The 16,746-nt window shown below is 58.9% G+C and carries 15 protein-coding genes; 13 read left to right on the top strand and 2 right to left on the bottom strand.

What is annotated here, in order from left to right; translation table 11 throughout:
* Positions 1-123: 123 nt before the first annotated feature.
* Together FBZ97_RS16305 and FBZ97_RS16310 are read right to left on the bottom strand one after the other, a co-directional pair.
* A complete protein-coding gene (locus FBZ97_RS16305; protein WP_145320182.1) occupies positions 124-843 on the bottom strand; it encodes a glycerophosphodiester phosphodiesterase in 720 nt (239 codons plus the stop codon).
* The gene (locus FBZ97_RS16310; RefSeq protein ID WP_092715564.1) at positions 843-1,310 is read right to left on the bottom strand and encodes a RidA family protein; all 468 of its coding nucleotides are present in this window, start codon (positions 1,308-1,310) and stop codon (positions 843-845) included. Before FBZ97_RS16310 ends, FBZ97_RS16305 begins: the two co-directional genes overlap by 1 nt.
* Before the next feature lie 135 nt (positions 1,311-1,445).
* On the opposite strand from FBZ97_RS16310, the gene FBZ97_RS16315 reads away from it, so the two are divergent.
* The 13 genes from FBZ97_RS16315 to bamA all read left to right on the top strand — a co-directional run bounded on the left by FBZ97_RS16315 (position 1,446) and on the right by bamA (position 16,718).
* Entirely contained in the window at positions 1,446-2,273 is an 828-nt protein-coding gene (locus FBZ97_RS16315; protein WP_145320180.1) for a cell envelope integrity EipB family protein, read from the top strand.
* Between the two features lie 203 nt (positions 2,274-2,476).
* A complete protein-coding gene (locus FBZ97_RS16320) occupies positions 2,477-3,556 on the top strand; it encodes a toxic anion resistance protein (protein WP_113352598.1) in 1,080 nt (359 codons plus the stop codon).
* 4 nt (positions 3,557-3,560) lie between these two features.
* Positions 3,561-5,135 carry a substrate-binding domain-containing protein gene (locus tag FBZ97_RS16325; protein WP_145320178.1) on the top strand — a complete coding sequence of 525 codons (1,575 nt, stop codon included), beginning with the start codon at positions 3,561-3,563 and terminating at the stop codon, positions 5,133-5,135.
* Between the two features lie 109 nt (positions 5,136-5,244).
* Positions 5,245-5,862 (top strand): 5-bromo-4-chloroindolyl phosphate hydrolysis family protein, encoded by a 618-nt coding sequence (locus FBZ97_RS16330; protein ID WP_113352596.1) that lies wholly within the window; start codon positions 5,245-5,247, stop codon positions 5,860-5,862.
* Entirely contained in the window at positions 5,862-6,968 is a 1,107-nt protein-coding gene (locus FBZ97_RS16335) for a substrate-binding domain-containing protein (RefSeq protein WP_145320176.1), read from the top strand. Before FBZ97_RS16330 ends, FBZ97_RS16335 begins: the two co-directional genes overlap by 1 nt.
* 189 nt (positions 6,969-7,157) lie before the next feature.
* Positions 7,158-7,925: a 30S ribosomal protein S2 gene (gene rpsB, locus FBZ97_RS16340; protein ID WP_047633284.1), complete on the top strand. Its 768-nt coding sequence runs from the start codon at positions 7,158-7,160 to the stop codon at positions 7,923-7,925.
* A gap of 272 nt (positions 7,926-8,197) precedes the next feature.
* The gene (gene tsf / locus FBZ97_RS16345; protein WP_069612087.1) at positions 8,198-9,124 is read left to right on the top strand and encodes a translation elongation factor Ts; all 927 of its coding nucleotides are present in this window, start codon (positions 8,198-8,200) and stop codon (positions 9,122-9,124) included.
* Between the two features lie 238 nt (positions 9,125-9,362).
* On the top strand, positions 9,363-10,082 hold the full coding sequence (pyrH, locus tag FBZ97_RS16350) for a UMP kinase (RefSeq protein ID WP_069612088.1): 720 nt from the start codon (positions 9,363-9,365) through the stop codon (positions 10,080-10,082).
* A 56-nt stretch (positions 10,083-10,138) separates the two neighbouring features.
* Positions 10,139-10,699 carry a ribosome recycling factor gene (gene frr, locus FBZ97_RS16355; protein ID WP_095434804.1) on the top strand — a complete coding sequence of 187 codons (561 nt, stop codon included), beginning with the start codon at positions 10,139-10,141 and terminating at the stop codon, positions 10,697-10,699.
* A 67-nt stretch (positions 10,700-10,766) separates the two neighbouring features.
* Positions 10,767-11,555, top strand: coding sequence for an isoprenyl transferase (locus tag FBZ97_RS16360; RefSeq protein WP_281406125.1), 789 nt, complete (start codon positions 10,767-10,769; stop codon positions 11,553-11,555).
* On the top strand, positions 11,555-12,388 hold the full coding sequence (locus tag FBZ97_RS16365; protein ID WP_145320172.1) for a phosphatidate cytidylyltransferase: 834 nt from the start codon (positions 11,555-11,557) through the stop codon (positions 12,386-12,388). The genes FBZ97_RS16360 and FBZ97_RS16365 overlap by 1 nt, the downstream gene beginning before the upstream one ends.
* Positions 12,389-12,513: 125 nt before the next feature.
* A complete protein-coding gene (gene rseP / locus FBZ97_RS16370) occupies positions 12,514-14,187 on the top strand; it encodes an RIP metalloprotease RseP (protein WP_145320170.1) in 1,674 nt (557 codons plus the stop codon).
* Positions 14,188-14,384: 197 nt separating this feature from the next.
* Positions 14,385-16,718, top strand: coding sequence for an outer membrane protein assembly factor BamA (gene bamA / locus FBZ97_RS16375; protein WP_113352591.1), 2,334 nt, complete (start codon positions 14,385-14,387; stop codon positions 16,716-16,718).
* Positions 16,719-16,746: the final 28 nt, after the last annotated feature.

Below are 16,746 nucleotides of genomic sequence, written 5' to 3' on the forward strand. Positions count from 1 at the left end.
CAAACTCTTGCGCTTGGAAGGAAAGAAGGGGCTCTCACCGCCGCGCCATCCGCCCGAAGGGCGCACTGTCGGCGCAGCGGCAATTTGGGTATGCGCAAAGCCTCTTCTTCAATCGATGCCGATTTACGAGGCCAGGCGCGGATCAAAACCTTCGAAGGTCATCTGGTCTGCATTGGCAAATGTATGTTTGCGGGCCGCTTCGTCGCGCACGGTCCAGGTGATGACCGGAATACCACGCTGGCGTTGCGCCGTAACAAAGGGGTTCGGCAGGTGGCCGTAGAAGTACGAGATGAAGTCTAGCCCAAGATGCATGGCTTCGTCATGCTGAAAAAACGTCTCAGGCTTGTTTCCTTCAGCCGTCAGTCCGACAGGGTAGGGCGCTTCCAGCGCCTTGAGGTCCTTGAGCAGCCAATGATCGAAGCTCATCAGCGCCACATGCCCCTTGTAGCCTTCCAGCACTTCGAGCACGGATTCGGCAAAGCCATCGTCATCGCCTTCGCGTCCCTTGAGCTCCAGCACCAGCGGCACCTTGCCGTCGCAGAGCCGCAGGAGCTGCTTCAGCGTGGGGATCTTGTCCCTGGTACCGCCGACCGACAGCAGCCCGAGCTCGGCCGAGGTGCGTTCGCGCACTTCGCCCGGCAGATTGCAGACGCGCTGGAGGTCGTCGTCATGAAAGACCACCGGAACGCCGTCGGAGGCGTAGTGTAGGTCGCATTCGATGGCAAAGCCCGCCTCGATGGCACGGCTGAAGGCGGAGAGTGTATTTTCCCAGACTTCCTTGTTCATGTCATGATAGCCGCGGTGAGCGACCGGACGCTCGGTCAACCAGGCAAGCTCGCTCATTATGCAATTTCCAGAATAGCATCGATTTCAACGGCGGCATTGAGCGGCAGGGCGGCCATGCCGACGGCGGCGCGGGCATGCTTGCCGGCTTCGCCAAGCACGTTTGCCAGAAGATTGGATGCGCCGTTGATCACAAGGTGTTGTTCGACGAAATCGGGCGTCGAGGCGACGAAGCCGTTGAGCTTGATCAGCCGCTTGATCCGGCCGAGATCGCCGCCGAGGGCAGCTTTCGCCTGGGCGAGAATATTGATGGCACAAAGCTCGGCCGCTCGCTGTCCGCCGGCAACATCGACATCCTTGCCGAGATGACCCGTGACGCCGATCTTGCCGTTTTCCATCGGCAGCTGTCCCGACAGATAGAGAAGATTGCCGCTGATGACATAGGGAACGTAGTTGGCGGCCGGTGCTGCAGCTTGCGGCAGAACGATGCCGAGTTCCTTCAGGCGGCCCTCGATAGCGTCGGACATTATTCATCTCCCGTTTTGTTGTAAAAACTTCAAAAATCCGGCATCAAGACTAAATTCGGTCACTTAGGATCGGCAGCCTCGTTCAGCCGAAAGCGTTCTTATAACATCGCGTGCGAGTCCAACAGGAGATAATGAATGTTCCGCTCGAGTCTTGCTGCTACCGTCGTTTCGGGCCTGAGCATTCTGTCACTGGGAACCTCGGCAGCCCATGCTGCCGGTCCGAGCGGGCTGATCGCGCATCGCGCCGTCTATGATCTTGAACTGAAGGATGCCTCCGATCGCTCCGGCATCTCCGGCATGGTCGGCCGCATGGTCTATGAGTTCGAAGGCTCCGATTGCACCGGATTCACCACCAATTTCCGCTTCGTGACGAAGATCGATACGGGGGACTCAACGCGCGTCAGCGACCAGCAGACGACGACCTTCGAGGATCTCGGCAAGCGGCTGTTCCGCTTCGAGACCAAGTCCTATACTGACAGCCAGCTCGACAAGGATGTGCGCGGCGCCGCAAGCGACGACCAGAAGGGCATCAAGGTCGACCTCACCCAGCCGCACAACAAGCAGGTCCAGATCATCGAGAGCCGTTTCCCGACGGAGCATATGCTCGACATTATCCACAATGCGAAGCTCGGCAAGAATTTCTTCGAGGCGCAAGTTTTCGACGGTTCCGACGATGGGGACAAGCCGCTGATCGCCACCACCGTCGTCGGCAAGGAACAGACGCCGGCGACCGATGATCCCGATGCCGACAAGGCTGGCGCCTTCTCCAAGGCGCCTTTTTGGCCGGTGACCGTGGCTTATTTCAACGAAAAGTCCACCGGCGACGCCATGCCCGTCTACCGGATGTCCTTTAAACTCTACGAGAACGGCATCACGCGCGACCTCACCATGGATTATGGTGACTTCGTGCTGACCGGCAAGCTCACCAAGCTTGAAGTTCTCGGTACGAAGGCGTGCCAATAGACTCTCGTTCAACGTGCAAAACCTCTGTCATAAAACTGTGATCCAAGTTTCACTATTGTGTGAAACGATCGACACGCAGAAGTAAGTGCAGATTCCCTCTGCTTCGATCTGAAATTGTAGTGGGGCGCGCGGGGGCATCGTCTTGGGGCGATTGGCAATTTTTGCGGTCGGCTCCCGAGTCTATGGACGAGAAAGCACGACCTATGAGCAATACCGGTATCTCCACGAGTTCCAATAATACGCTGCCGGTCGTCACGGCCGATCCGGCGGAAATCGCCCGCATCGGCGACAGCATAGATCTGACCGACAGGGCCGGCATTTCCGTCTATGGCGACCGTGCCCAGCAGGCCGTTTCCGATTATTCCGATCGTATCCTGCGCGAGGTGCGCAACCGCGATCTCGGCGAAGTCGGCAAGTTGCTGACCGATATCATCGTCAAGTCGAAGAAGCTCGATCCTGCCTCGTTGAAGGACGAGGGCTTCCTATCGCGGATGTTTTCCTCGTTCAGGGCGAAGCTGGAGCGTTTCAAGGAGCAGTTCGAGGACGTGGCTGGCCAGATCGACCGCATCGGACTGGAGCTTGATCGCCACAAAGACATTCTGCGCCGCGATATCGCTCTCCTCGATGACCTGCATGAGGAGACCAAGCAATCCATCGTACAGCTCGACGCCTATGTGCAGGCTGGAAAGACGTTTGCCGAGCGCTTCCGCGCGACGGAGCTTCCCCGGCTGAAAAGTGCCGCTGATGCGGCTTCGGCCAATCCCGGCGGCGGCATGCTGGAAGCGCAGGTCTATCAGGACAGCCTCCAGGCTCTCGACCGGTTGGAAAAGCGGGTCTTCTACCTGCAGCAGGCGCGCCAACTCGGCATTCAGCAATTGCCGCAGATCCGTATCGTTCAGGCCGGTGACGAAACCCTGATCGAGAACCTGCAGGCGACGTCGGCACTGACCGTGCCGGCCTGGAAGCAGAAGATGGTGATCCTGCTGGGCCTGACCCAGCAGAAGTCCGCGCTCGAACTGCAGAGGACCGTCACCGACGCCACCAACGACATGATCCGCCAGGCATCGAAAATGATGAAGGATCAGGCGATTGCCATAGAACAGCAATCGCAGCGCGGTATCGTCGACATCGACACGCTTGCTGCCGCCAACCGCGATCTGATCGACACGATCGGTGGCGTCCTGAAGGTGCAGGAGGATGGCCGCGCCAAGCGGGCCGAGGCCGAGCAGCGAATGCAGAAAATGACCATTGAGCTCAAGAAGGCGATGATCGAGGCGCGGTGAACCCATGGCAATCCGCACTTTTGCTACCGCGCTGACGCTGGCAGGCACACTCCTGTTGAGCAGCTGCAATGTCGGCGAGCAGGTCTCGAAATTCTCGATCATTTCCGGTTCTGAAAACACCGTCCTGCAGCCGATCGTCGAAGAGTTCTGCAAGGAGAAGAAGGCGACTTGCAGCTTCAGCTATGAGGGTACGCTGGATATCGGTCTGGCACTCCAGAGCGAACAGGGCGTCGAACAGGATGCCGTCTGGCCGGCGTCGAGCGTCTGGGTCGATATGTTCGACACCAAGCGTCGCGTGAAGTCGCTGACATCGGTCGCGCAGATGCCTGTTATTCTCGGCGTGCGCAAATCCAAAGCCGAGGCGCTCGGCTGGGTCGGCAAGCCGGTCTATATGAAGGACATACTGGCGGCAGTGAAAAGCGGTTCGCTGAAGTTTCTCATGACATCGGCCACGCAATCCAATTCCGGCGCCAGTGCCTATCTTGCCATGCTGTCGAGTGCGCTCGGCAACAAACCGGTGATAGAGCCGGGCGATCTCGACAAGCCGGATGTCCAGAGCACGGTTCGCGCGCTGCTTGGCGGTGTGGAGCGTTCTTCGGGCTCGTCGGGCTGGCTTGCAGATCTCTATACCGACTCCGCCGGCAAGGGTGTGCTTTACGACGCCATGTGGAATTACGAAGCGATTCTGAAGGAAACCAATGACAAGCTTGCCGGCATGGGCAAGGAGCCACTCTATGCCATCTACCCCGCCGATGGCGTCGTCGTCGCCGATTCGCCTATCGGCTTTGTCGATCATGGGCGAGGGCAGGAGCTCGAGACCTTCTTCAACCAGCTCGTCGACTATCTGCGTTCCGCGCCAGTGCAGAAACGCATTGCCGATACGGGTCGCCGCATCCCGCTCTCCGATATTGCCGCCAAGCCGGACCTGACATGGAATTTCGATCCGACCCGGATCGTGACGGCCATCCGCATGCCGGAGCCTGCCATGATCCGCCAGGCGCTTGATCTTTATCAGGTGGCGCTGCGCAAGCCTTCGCTGACGGCTCTCTGCCTCGATTTTTCGGGCTCGATGGCGGGCAAGGGCGAAGAACAGCTTCAGGCGGCCATGCAATTCCTGTTCAACCCGGAAGAAACAGGCAAGGTCCTGGCGCAATGGACGCCAGCCGATCGCATCATCGTCATTCCCTTTGACGCCAATGTGCGCACCACGATCGAGGCGACGGGGAGGCCCGATCAGCAAAAGATGTTGGTCGAAAGGGTCTCGCGTCAGCATGCGGGTGGAGGTACTGATATGTATGCCTGTGCGAGCAAGGCGCTCGACTGGATGAAGTCGACGCAAGAGCTGTCATCCTACTTGCCCGCGATCGTCATCATGACGGATGGAAAATCCGATGATGGGAATGGCTATTTCATGAGCCGGTGGGCATCTGTAAGCCCGCATGTGCCAGTGTTCGGCATCACCTTCGGCGATGCCGACAAGCGGCAGCTCGATGCGCTCGCGCAGGAGACCTCGGCGCGCGTCTTCGACGGCCGTGGTGATCTGGTCAGCGCATTCCGGGCGGTGCGCGGCTATAACTAGAGCATTTCTGTTCTGAACGGAGTCACAGAAATGCTCTATCTCTTTGTTTTCACGCAATTCCGGACGCAAAACCGCTTCGCGCTTTTGGTGGAATTGCTCTAGGACGATAATGCGCAATTGGTTCGGCAATGACTGGAATTGGATCGTGGCGGGGCTTGCCGCCGCGATCGTCGTTCCCGTGCTCAGCTTTCTTGCCGGCATGCCGATATGGATTGCCGCCATCATCGGTCTTTTGGTCTTCGTCGGCCTGATTTTCGTCCTTGCACCTAAGCGCATGTTCGAGGGGCTGGATGCGAAGGCGATCGGCAGGGGGCGTCTGGAGTTCGCCCGCGACCTGTTGAGCACGGCTGCTCCCGCGGCCGAAAGGCTGGAAGCATCGGCGAACCAGATCGGCAGCAAGGATGTGGCAAAACGGGTGCGGCATCTGGCGGAGATCGCCGCGGACGTCTTTGCGAAGGTGGAAGCCAATCCGGAAAGCGCCGGCACCGTCAGGCGGTTCCTCAGCTACTATCTGCCCCGGGCCGCGGAGGTGGCGGAGGGCTTTGCCGTCATCGAGGCGAAACGCCAGCCGGATGTTGCGCGCCTTCAGGAAGTCGGTCTCGTTCTGACCAAACTGGAAGATGCTTTCGTACACTATTCCGACAGCCTGATCGAAGACAGGCTCGATACGCTTGATACGGAGCTGCGCCTCATACAGGCCTCACTCAAAGAGGATATAGGACGCTGATGGCCATTTCTCGCCGCGCTTTTGGAGTAGGGCTTCTTGCCGCCGGTGTCGCAGGGACCGGAGGCTATTTCGCCGTCAAGGACAGGCCGGAGCTGCAGGGGCTGCTCGGCAACAGCAGCAAGCTCTTCGGCTTCATCGGCGGCGAGAAGGAGGCATTCCTTGCCGATGCCGACGTGGTATCGGCACTGCACAGTCATGGCCTTGAGATCAACAGCCGCGTCGCAGGCTCCGTGGAAATGGTGCGGGAGCAGGCGCTTCTGTCGCAGAATCCCGCCTTCCTCTGGCCATCCTCGTCGATCATGGTCGATATCGCCCGGCAGAATGGCATTAAGATCCGCAACGACCGCGTCATCCTCAACACGCCCGTCGTCGTCTATTCCTGGCAGCCGGTCGTCGATGGACTGACCAAGGCGGGGCTCGTCAACACGACGCCGGAGGGGCAGCACCAGCTTGATCTCAAGGCGCTGCTGGATGCCGTGCTTGCCGGCACGAACTGGTCGAAGCTCGGTGTCAACTCGCTCTATGGCCAGGCCCGAATCGTGTCGACCGATCCGAATCGCTCCAATTCCGGCTTCATGTTTTCCGGCCTGGTGCTCAGCCTCCTGAGCGGCAACGTCGCAGGCCCGGACGCTCTGGCGCAGTTCGGGGACAAGGCCCAGGCGATCTTCCGCAACATGGGTTTCAAGTCGTCTTCATCGGGCAAGCTGTTCGAACAGTATCTCGCGGGCGGCATCGGCGGTGAACCGATGATCGTCGGCTACGAGAATCAGCTGGTGGAATGGATCATCGCCGATCCGCAGCGTTGGAAGAGGGTTCAGGCGAGCAACAGCGCCAAGCCCGTCGTGCTCTATCCGCATCCAACCGTCTATTCCGCGCATCCGTTGATCGCGATCGACGAACAGGTCGATCGCATGATCGAAGCTCTCGTCAGCCCGCGATTGCAGGAGCTCGCCTGGACCAGGCACGGTTTCCGCGGACCGCTCGGCACCGCGACCGGCGATGCCGACAATGCCATCGCCGGCCTGCTGCCGGCCGAGATCGATGCCGTATTGCCTATGCCGGATGCCAATGTCATGCTGGCGCTTCTTGATAAATTGGCCAGCTGAGGGCATGGCGAGATTGTTTTTTTGATCCAAAAGCCTTGCATTCCAAGCGAATCGAAGGTATGGGCACCCGCATTCCACACGTAAGGCATGGGATTGTCCGGGAGAAATCCGGATTTTTCCGCCCGGTGGCATTCTCGAAGAGGATGCTGTTCGCCTTGCGGAGGTTCAACCGGAAAAGGATACAAAGGCATGGCATTGCCCGATTTTTCTATGCGCCAGCTTCTCGAAGCAGGTGTTCACTTCGGCCACCAGACGCACCGCTGGAACCCGAAGATGAAGCCGTACATTTTCGGCGATCGTAACAACATCCACATCATCGACCTCGCCCAGACGGTTCCGATGCTGAGCCGCGCTCTGCAGGTTGTCAGCGACACCGTTGCCCGCGGCGGCCGCGTTCTGTTCGTCGGCACCAAGCGCCAGGCGTCCGAACTGATCGCCGACAGCGCGAAGCGTTCGGCTCAGTACTACGTCAACGCCCGCTGGCTCGGCGGCATGATGACCAACTGGAAGACGATCTCCAACTCGATCCAGCGCCTGCGCAAGCTCGACGAAATCCTCTCCGGCGAAGCCCAGGGCTTCACCAAGAAGGAGCGTCTGAACCTCGAGCGCGAGCGCGAAAAGCTCGACAAGGCCCTCGGCGGTATCAAGGACATGGGCGGCACGCCGGACCTGATGTTCATCATCGACACCAACAAGGAAAAGATCGCGATCGACGAAGCCAAGCGCCTCGGCATCCCGGTCGTCGCCATCATCGACTCGAACTGCGATCCGGACCTGATCGACTATCCGATCCCGGGCAACGACGACGCTTCGCGCGCCATCGCTCTTTACTGCGACCTGATCTCGCGCGCTGCCATCGACGGTATCGCTCGCCAGCAGAGCGCATCGGGCCGTGACCTCGGCGCTTCCGAAGAAGCTCCGGTCGAGCCGACCCTGGCGGACGGCACCGAAGCCTGATCGCGCCAAGCGGCGGGCAGAAGATTGCCCGCCCAAGCGCATTGATATCCGGGATAAGGCCGTTTGCGACTTCAAGAAGTTCGAGCGGCCTTATCGCGTTTTTGATAACGCCTCGCCTGGGCGGAAAATCCAGGCATGTTCCAATCAAGAATTCCACAGTATGACGCGGTTTCATAACGCTGTCATACTTACGGGTACATTTCGTCCCTCAAATCGGTGCCGCTTCCGCTCAAGCCGTTTGCCGCACCGTATGAACCGACAAGAGGAAGCTTATGACCGAGATTACGGCTGCACTGGTGAAAGAACTGCGCGAAAAGTCTGGCGCAGGCATGATGGACTGCAAGAAGGCGCTGACCGAGACGAACGGCGATATCGAAGCCGCGATCGACTGGCTGCGCGCCAAGGGCATCTCCAAGGCCGACAAGAAATCCGGCCGCACCGCCGCTGAAGGCCTGATCGCCATTGCCGGCGCTGGTCACAAGGCCGTTGTTGTCGAGCTCAACTCCGAAACCGACTTCGTTGCCCGTAACGATGCCTTCCAGGACCTCGCTCGCGGTATCGCTGAAGTTGCGCTGTCCACCGACGGTACCGTTGAAGCCATTTCGGCTGCGACCTATCCCGCATCCGGCAAGCCGGTCGCCGACGCCATCAAGGACGCGATCGCCACCATCGGCGAGAACATGACGCTCCGTCGTGCCGCCAAGCTGGAAGTCGAGCATGGCGTTGTAGCGACCTACATCCATAACGCTGCTGGCGACGGTATCGGCAAGCTCGGCGTTCTGGTCGCCTTGAAGTCGGTCGGTGACAAGGCCGTTCTGACCTCGATCGGCCGCCAGATCGCCATGCACATCGCTGCTACGAACCCGCTGGCTATCCGCGCCGAAGAAGTCGACGCAGCCGTCGCCGAGCGCGAACGCAACGTCTTCATCGAACAGTCCCGCGAATCCGGCAAGCCGGAAGCCATCATCGAAAAGATGGTCGAAGGCCGCATGCGCAAGTTCTTCGAGGAAGTCGCTCTTCTGTCGCAGGCTTTCGTCATCAATCCGGACCTGACGGTCGGTGCTGCCCTCAAGGAAGCTGAAAAGACCGCCGGTGCCCCGATCGAAATCACCGGCATGGCCCGCCTGCTGCTCGGCGAAGGCGTCGAGAAGGAAGAAAGCGATTTCGCCGCAGAAGTTGCGGCTGTCGCCAAGGGCTGATCTGAGCATTTCCAGGAAAAGTGCGTAGCGGTTTTCCGTTCGGAATGCGTAAGGAAACAAAACGATAGGGCTTTTCCGCAATTTGAAGAAGTGCGGAAAAGCACGGTCGAAAAGGGACATATTCCGGTTTGGTGAAACCATATCAGGGAAAACGTATGGGCATCGCGTGACAACGCGGTGCCCTTCGTGTATCCGGCTTTCACAATCATTCCCCCGATGATCACTTCAAGGAGCTACGATGTCCCAGCCGATCTACAAGCGCGTGTTGCTCAAGGCCTCTGGTGAAGCTCTGATGGGCAGCCAGGGTTTTGGTATCGATGTCACGGTCGCGGACCGGATTGCCGGTGATATCGCACAGGCGCGCGCCATGGGTGTCGAAGTCGGCGTCGTGGTCGGCGGCGGCAATATCTTCCGCGGGGTAGCCGTGGCTTCCAAGGGCGGCGACCGCGTGACCGGCGACCACATGGGCATGCTCGGCACGGTCATCAATGCGCTGGCGCTGGCGACATCGCTGCGCAAGCTCAATATCGATACCGTCGTGCTCTCGGCCATCTCCATGCCGGAAATCTGCGAAAGCTTCTCGCAACGCGCCACGCTCTACCACCTCTCGCTCGGCCGCGTGGTCATCTTCGCCGGTGGCACCGGCAATCCGTTCTTCACGACGGATTCTGCAGCTGCGCTGCGTGCCGCCGAAATGGGCGCCGAAGCGATCTTTAAGGGAACGCAGGTCGATGGCATCTATTCCGCCGATCCGAAGAAGTTCCCCGATGCTGAACGCTTCGATCACCTGACCCATAGTCAGGTGCTCGAAAAGGGGCTGGCCGTCATGGACGTCGCCGCCGTGGCGCTTGCACGCGAAAATTCCATTCCGATCGTCGTCTTCTCCATACACGAGAAGGGCGGCTTTGCGGAAATCTTGACCGGCGGCGGCCGCAAGACCATCGTATCAGACAACTGACATTCCTGTGACGCCGGGTCAGCCCCGGTGTCGCCTCATTACAGGGGAGTATAGACATGAGTGAAGCCAGCGATCTCAAGGAACTGAAGCGCCGCATGGATGGCGCCATTGCGGCATTTAAGAGCGACATAGCCTCACTGCGCACCGGGCGCGCATCCGCCAACATCCTCGATCCTGTGACGATCGAAGCCTACGGCTCGCGCATGCCGCTGAACCAGGTAGCCAATATCACCGTACCGGAGCCGCGCATGCTGACTGTGTCGGTGTGGGACAAGTCGATGGTCAGCGCTGTCGAGCGCGCCATCCGCGAATCCAATCTCGGCCTCAATCCGATCGTCGATGGTCAGAACCTGCGCATCCCGCTACCGGAACTCAACGAAGAGCGTCGCCGTTCGCTGGTGAAGGTCGCGCATGAATATGCCGAAAAGGCGAAGGTGGCGATTCGCCACGTGCGCCGTGATGGCATGGATGGCCTCAAAAAGGCCGAAAAGGATGGCGTAATCGGTCAAGACGAGAGCCGCTCTCTCTCTGAACGTGTGCAGAAGATGACGGATGAGACGATTTCGGAAATCGACCGCTTGCTAGCCGACAAAGAAAAGGAAATCATGCACGTCTGATCGCATGCTGGGGAGTGTCGCGCTTTCGATTTTCGCAATATTGAAAGCGGCGGCTGCGCCCTAGATTATGAGGCCAGAGCATCTTTCCGCCGAACGAAACCGGACCCATATGTCAGCTCCTACGTTCTCTGTCGTACCCGAACACGTTGCCATCATTATGGATGGCAACGGACGCTGGGCCAATGCGCGCGGTCTGCCGCGCACCATGGGCCACCGCAAGGGCGTGGAGGCGGTTCGGGAGACGGTGCGGGCTGCCGGCGATATCGGCATAAAATATCTGACGCTGTTCGCCTTCTCCTCGGAGAACTGGCGCCGGCCCGAGGCGGAGGTGAGCGATCTCCTCGGCCTCCTCAAGGCCTTCATCCGGAGGGACCTTGCCGAGCTTCATCGCCAGAATGTGCGCATCCGCGTCATCGGCGATCGCAGCGGCCTGCGTGGCGATATCCTGCCCTTGCTGCTCGAGGCAGAGGAGACCACCAGGAACAACACGGCCCTGACGCTGGTCATCGCCTTCAACTATGGCTCGCGTGACGAAATCACGCGTGCCTTCGTAAGTCTTGCCAAAGATGTCGAAGCCGGAAGGCTGCGCCCGCAGGACGTTACTCCGGACCTGGTCGATGCCCGTCTCGACACGGCCGGTATTCCCGATCCGGATCTCATCATTCGCACGAGCGGCGAAGAGCGGCTCTCGAATTTTCTGCTCTGGCAGGCCGCTTATTCGGAGTTCATGTTCGTGCCGGACTACTGGCCCGATTTCAGCCGCGAGCTCTTCTTCTCGGCGTTGGAGAAATATGCTGCGCGCGACCGGCGTTTTGGCGGCCTTTCCGCCAAGCAGGCGGCGGCCGTGGGGTCCTGATGAGCCGCGAACTCAGGCTGCGCATTATCTCCGGCATCATTCTCGCCGCCATCGTTCTTGCTGCCACCTGGTATGGCGGCTCAGGCTTTCGTCTGCTGGCCGCCGTGATCGGTCTGCTCGTCTATTATGAATGGTCGACGATATCGGATCTGCATGGCCGCGATCCTCAGGGAAACGCGCTCGGCTGGCTTGGGCTCGTATTGATCGCCGGTGCGACGGCTTTAAGCGAATCCGTCTACTCCATCGAGGTTCTGGCCGCCTTCGTTGCTGTCACCGCGATCATGGTCGCCATACGTGGAAAGAGCTGGTGGCTGCCGGGCGGCATATTCTATTCTGGATTGACGGCAATTGCCCTTGCCGAGATCCGCGATGACGATTTTCGCGGCTTCGTGCTGATGCTGTTCGTCTTTGCCACGGTTTGGGCGACGGACATCTTTGCCTATTTCGTCGGCCGCGCTATCGGGGGGCCGAAGCTCGCGCCGAGCATATCGCCGGGTAAGACCTGGTCGGGTGCCATCGGCGGTGCTATCGCGGCCGTCATCGCGGGAACGGCGATCGTGTGGAGCTTCTTTTCAGCCGAAGACCTGTGGATTCCTCTTCTTGCCCTGGTGCTTTCCGTCTGCAGCCAGATCGGTGACCTGTTCGAATCGTTCGTCAAGCGCAAGTTTGGTGTGAAAGACTCGAGCCATCTGATTCCCGGACATGGCGGCGTCATGGATCGGGTCGATGGACTAATTTTTGCTTGTTTTGCAGCGTTTTTGTTGGCTATCGTAATAACGCTGACAATGAGCGGCGAGACCTTTTCATTGGGCGGCGTTCTGCTCGGGGTCTGATACTGGAGCAATTCCAGGAAAAGTGCGCAGCGGTTTTCCGTCTGGAATTGCGAGAAAACAGAAAGATGGAACGGTTCGGAGCTTCCGTGAAAGCTGAACCGCTCTAACACGAACAGGATCGTTGCATGGGTAGCGCGGCTGGCTTCATCGGTTTCTTGACGAACAACGTCATCACATTTGTCTTTGTGCTGTCGTTGCTCGTTTTTGTGCACGAGATGGGCCACTATCTGGTCGGTCGTTGGTCGGGCATTCGCATCATGGCTTTTTCGATCGGCTTCGGGCCGGAGATTGCCGGATTTACCGATAGACACGGTACGCGCTGGAAGCTCTCCCTCATTCCGCTCGGCGGTTATGTGCGATTCTTCGGCGACGAGGACGCCTCCAGCAAGACCGATGTGGATCAGCTCTCGGCCATGACGGAGGAGGAGCGCGCCCAATCCTTCGCTGGAGCCAGGCTCTGGAAGCGGGCTGCAACCGTTGCGGCCGGACCGATCGCCAATTTCCTGCTCGCCATTGTGATCTTCGCAGTCCTTTTCAGCGTATACGGCCGCACGGTTGCCGATCCGGTCGTGGCCATGGTGACGCGCGACGGTGCTGCCGCGGAGGCTGGCATCGAGCCAGGCGACCGCCTGATCGCCGTCGATGGCAACAAGGTGACGACTTTCGATGAAGTGCAGCGCTATGTCGGCCTGCGCCCGGGCCGCACTATCGTACTGACCGTCGACCGCGACGGCCAGAATCGCGATTTCCGGATCGTTCCGAAACTGGTCGAGGACACCGATCAGTTCGGCAACAAGATGGAAATGGGCCGTATCGGTATCGCGCTCGTCGATCCGGTGGTGACTGCGGTGGAACCGGCCGGACCGGCGGCAAAGGCCGGTGTGCAGGCAGAAGACCGTCTGATTGCTGTCGATGGCAATAATGCCGCTACTTATTACGATATCGGCCGTTATATCGCCGAGCGCCCCGGCAAGAGCATCGTGCTGACTATCCAGCGCGATGGCGTGATCCGCGATTTGCCGATCGTGACCGCAACATTGACGGATACGGACGCATCCGGAAACAAGAAGGATGTCGGCAGCATCGGCATCGCCCCGATCGATCCGTTGATCGCGTCGATTGGGGCTGACAGTCCGGCTCAGACGGCGGGCTTGGAACTTGGTGATCGCATTCTTTCTGTGGATGGACGGGAGATCGGCTCTATCGGCGAAGTGCAGCGTTATGCGGCTGCCCATGCCGACAAGCCCATGGCACTGTCGATCGAGCGTAATGGCCAGACCCGTGACGTATCGGTGACGCCGAGAAAGTCGGAGGAGACCGATGTCTTCGGCGCACGGACGGAGATTGCCACGATCGGCATCAGCGATGGTCAGAAGCCGATCAGGCTGCGTTACGAGGCTTATGGGCCGCTGCAGGCGCTTACCGAAGGTGTGAAGCAGACCGGCAGTATCGTTTCCGGCACTTTCGAATATCTCGGCAACGTCATCGGCGGATATATGAAGGCCGATCAGCTCGGCGGGCCGATCCGGGTTGCACAACTCTCCGGGCAAATGGCAACTCTGGGTTTTGCTGCGGTGCTCCAATTCGCCGCCATACTTTCTGTTTCAATAGGGTTATTAAATTTGATGCCCGTCCCGGTACTTGATGGCGGCCATCTGATGTTCTATGCGATTGAAGCCGTAAGGGGAAAACCTCTGGGTGCACGAGCGCAGGATATCGCTTTTCGGATTGGATTTGCGATGGTGCTATCACTCATGGTGTTTGCAACCTGGAACGATATTAGTTCCAGAATAGGCTAGTGGGGCGACGAGAGGAAAATTACGATTTATTTACGATGTTTCAAAGCCGTAGTGGCGAATGAGCCACGCTTTGAAATGAAGTAAACAGAAATTAACGTGCTCCCTTGCTTGTATGTCAAAAGCGGGTAAAACGACACACGTGGCCGGAATCGGGTTCGCTCGGGGCTGGGGACGATTGAAAAAAGGTAAGAAGTGAAATGAAGGCTGGTTCAAAATTTTTGAACGCAGTGTCGGCGGTAGCGCTGTCTGCAGGTGTTGTTGCGTCGGGCGCTGGTGTGATCACCCTTGCCTCTGCTTCTGTCGCTGAAGCAGCTGTTATTCAGCGGGTTGACGTTCGCGGTGCTGGACGCGTCGGCGAGACAGCCGTTCGGGATAATATCACGATCAAGCCCGGCAAGAGCTTCTCCGCCAGTGACATTGATGCTTCGGTGAAGCAGCTCTATGCCACCGGATATTTCTCCGATGTCCACATTACCGTTTCGGGTAGCACGCTGGTTGTATCGGTCAGCGAAAACAAGCTCATCAATGCCGTGGTCTTCAACGGCAACCGCAAGATCAAGGACGACAAGCTTCAAGGCATCGTGCAGACACATGCTGCCGGCCCGTATAACGAGGCGACCATTCAGGCTGACGTCAAGACCATCAAGGATGCCTATGCATCCATCGGTCGTAACGATGTGCAGGTGACGACGCAGACCGCCGAGGTCGCGCCAGGTCGTCTGAACGTGGCTTTCGTCATCAACGAGGGCGAGCGTACCAAGATCGACAAGATCAATTTCTCGGGCAACCAGGCCTATGGCAGCGGTCGCCTCGCTTCGGTCATCGGCACGAAGAAGAGCAACTTCCTGTCGTTCCTGACGCGCAAGGACGTCTACAGCCCCGAACGTCTGCAGGCCGACCAGGATCAGCTGCGCCAGTTCTACTACAACCACGGTTATGCCGACTTCCGTGTCGTCAGTGCCGATGCGACGTTGAACGAGCAGAGCAACGAATACACGCTGAATTTCAACGTCGACGAAGGTCCGCGTTATACTTACGGCGATATCAACGTCATCTCGACCGTCGAAGGTATCAATGCCGACGAGCTGAAAGGCCTTGTCATCACCCACAAAGGCGATGTCTACAGCGCCAAGGATATCCAGACCTCGATCGAGAACATTTCCAAGCGTGTCGCGGCTGCCGGCTATCCGTTCGCCCGCATCACGCCGCGCGGCAACCGCGATCTGTCCGGCCACACCATCGGCATCGAATATCTGGTCGACCAGGGCGAGCGCGCCTATGTCGAGCGTATCGAAATCCGCGGCAATACCCGCACGCGCGACTACGTCATCCGCCGCGAGTTCGACCTGAACGAAGGCGATGCCTTCAACCAGGAAATGATCACGCGCGCGAAGCGCCGCCTCGACGCGCTCGGCTATTTCACTAAGGTCGATATCTCGACGGCTCAGGGCAGTGCTCCGGACCGCGTCGTCGTCATCGTCAACGTCGAAGACCAGCCGACGGGCTCCTTCGGTATCGGCGCCGGTTACGCCGTTGGCAACAATGGCGGCCTGCTTCTGGAAGCTTCAGTTGAGGAAAAGAACTTCCTCGGTCGCGGTCAGTATATCCGCCTCGCCGCAGGTGCCGGTACGGAAGGTAATCGTACCTACAACATCTCGTTCACCGAGCCTTATTTCCTCGGTTATCGTCTGGCTGCCGGTTTCGATATCTTCAAGAACCAGACGTCGAGCGACGATTACTACGACTATTCGGAAGAAGGCTTCTCGCTGCGCGTCACCGCGCCGATCACCGAGAATCTGGCAACGACCCTGCGCTACAACTACAAGCGCTTGACTTACGACGGCACGAACGATTGGCAGAACAACCTTTCGGCTCCGTATCTCAACCTCGTTGAGAACGGCCCGTGGGTGCAGTCGACGGTTTCGCAGACCTTCACCTACAACACGCTTGATGATCAGAACCTTCCGCGTGAAGGTATCATCGCCAAGTTCACGCATGAATTTGCGGGCCTCGGCGGCGATTCTGACTTCTACAAGTTGAGCGGTAAGGCTCGTTACTACCAGATGATCAGCGACGAAGCCGATATCATCGGCTCGCTGACGGTGGGTGCCGGCTACGTGATGCCGACGAATGGCAAGCTGAACGTCTTCGATCAGTTCACGCTCGGCGGCCGTGAAATCCGCGGCTTCGAGAATGCTGGTATCGGTCCGCGTTCGTCGCATGGCGATCCGCTCGGTGGTACGACCTACTTCACCGCTTCGGCTGAAGCGAGCATGCCGATGCCGGGCGTTCCCCAGGATATCGGCCTGCGTATCGCAGCCTTCGCTGATGCAGGCACGCTCTACGGCAACAAGGCGAATCTCTTTGGCGATACGCTTCATAACGACAGCTCGATCCGTGCATCGCTCGGTGCCGGTCTGATCTGGTCTTCGCCGTTCGGTGTCATCCGTGTTGACTACGCCGTGCCGGTCTTGAAGGAAGATTACGACAAGACCGAGAATTTCCGGTTTGGCATCGCCAACCAGTTCTGATATCGGCAGTCCAGAACTGCGGGCTTGA

The organism is Rhizobium sp. ERR 942 (assembly GCF_007828395.1).
Lineage (GTDB): Bacteria > Pseudomonadota > Alphaproteobacteria > Rhizobiales > Rhizobiaceae > Rhizobium > Rhizobium dioscoreae.

Coding starts and splice junctions, on each gene's coding strand:
- FBZ97_RS16305 (WP_145320182.1), bottom strand. CDS start 843: ATGAGCGAGCTTGCCTGGTTGACCGAGCGTCCGGTCGCTCACCGCGGC.
- FBZ97_RS16310 (WP_092715564.1), bottom strand. CDS start 1,310: ATGTCCGACGCTATCGAGGGCCGCCTGAAGGAACTCGGCATCGTTCTG.
- FBZ97_RS16315 (WP_145320180.1), top strand. CDS start 1,446: ATGTTCCGCTCGAGTCTTGCTGCTACCGTCGTTTCGGGCCTGAGCATT.
- FBZ97_RS16320 (WP_113352598.1), top strand. CDS start 2,477: ATGAGCAATACCGGTATCTCCACGAGTTCCAATAATACGCTGCCGGTC.
- FBZ97_RS16325 (WP_145320178.1), top strand. CDS start 3,561: ATGGCAATCCGCACTTTTGCTACCGCGCTGACGCTGGCAGGCACACTC.
- FBZ97_RS16330 (WP_113352596.1), top strand. CDS start 5,245: ATGCGCAATTGGTTCGGCAATGACTGGAATTGGATCGTGGCGGGGCTT.
- FBZ97_RS16335 (WP_145320176.1), top strand. CDS start 5,862: ATGGCCATTTCTCGCCGCGCTTTTGGAGTAGGGCTTCTTGCCGCCGGT.
- rpsB (WP_047633284.1), top strand. CDS start 7,158: ATGGCATTGCCCGATTTTTCTATGCGCCAGCTTCTCGAAGCAGGTGTT.
- tsf (WP_069612087.1), top strand. CDS start 8,198: ATGACCGAGATTACGGCTGCACTGGTGAAAGAACTGCGCGAAAAGTCT.
- pyrH (WP_069612088.1), top strand. CDS start 9,363: ATGTCCCAGCCGATCTACAAGCGCGTGTTGCTCAAGGCCTCTGGTGAA.
- frr (WP_095434804.1), top strand. CDS start 10,139: ATGAGTGAAGCCAGCGATCTCAAGGAACTGAAGCGCCGCATGGATGGC.
- FBZ97_RS16360 (WP_281406125.1), top strand. CDS start 10,767: ATGAGGCCAGAGCATCTTTCCGCCGAACGAAACCGGACCCATATGTCA.
- FBZ97_RS16365 (WP_145320172.1), top strand. CDS start 11,555: ATGAGCCGCGAACTCAGGCTGCGCATTATCTCCGGCATCATTCTCGCC.
- rseP (WP_145320170.1), top strand. CDS start 12,514: ATGGGTAGCGCGGCTGGCTTCATCGGTTTCTTGACGAACAACGTCATC.
- bamA (WP_113352591.1), top strand. CDS start 14,385: ATGAAGGCTGGTTCAAAATTTTTGAACGCAGTGTCGGCGGTAGCGCTG.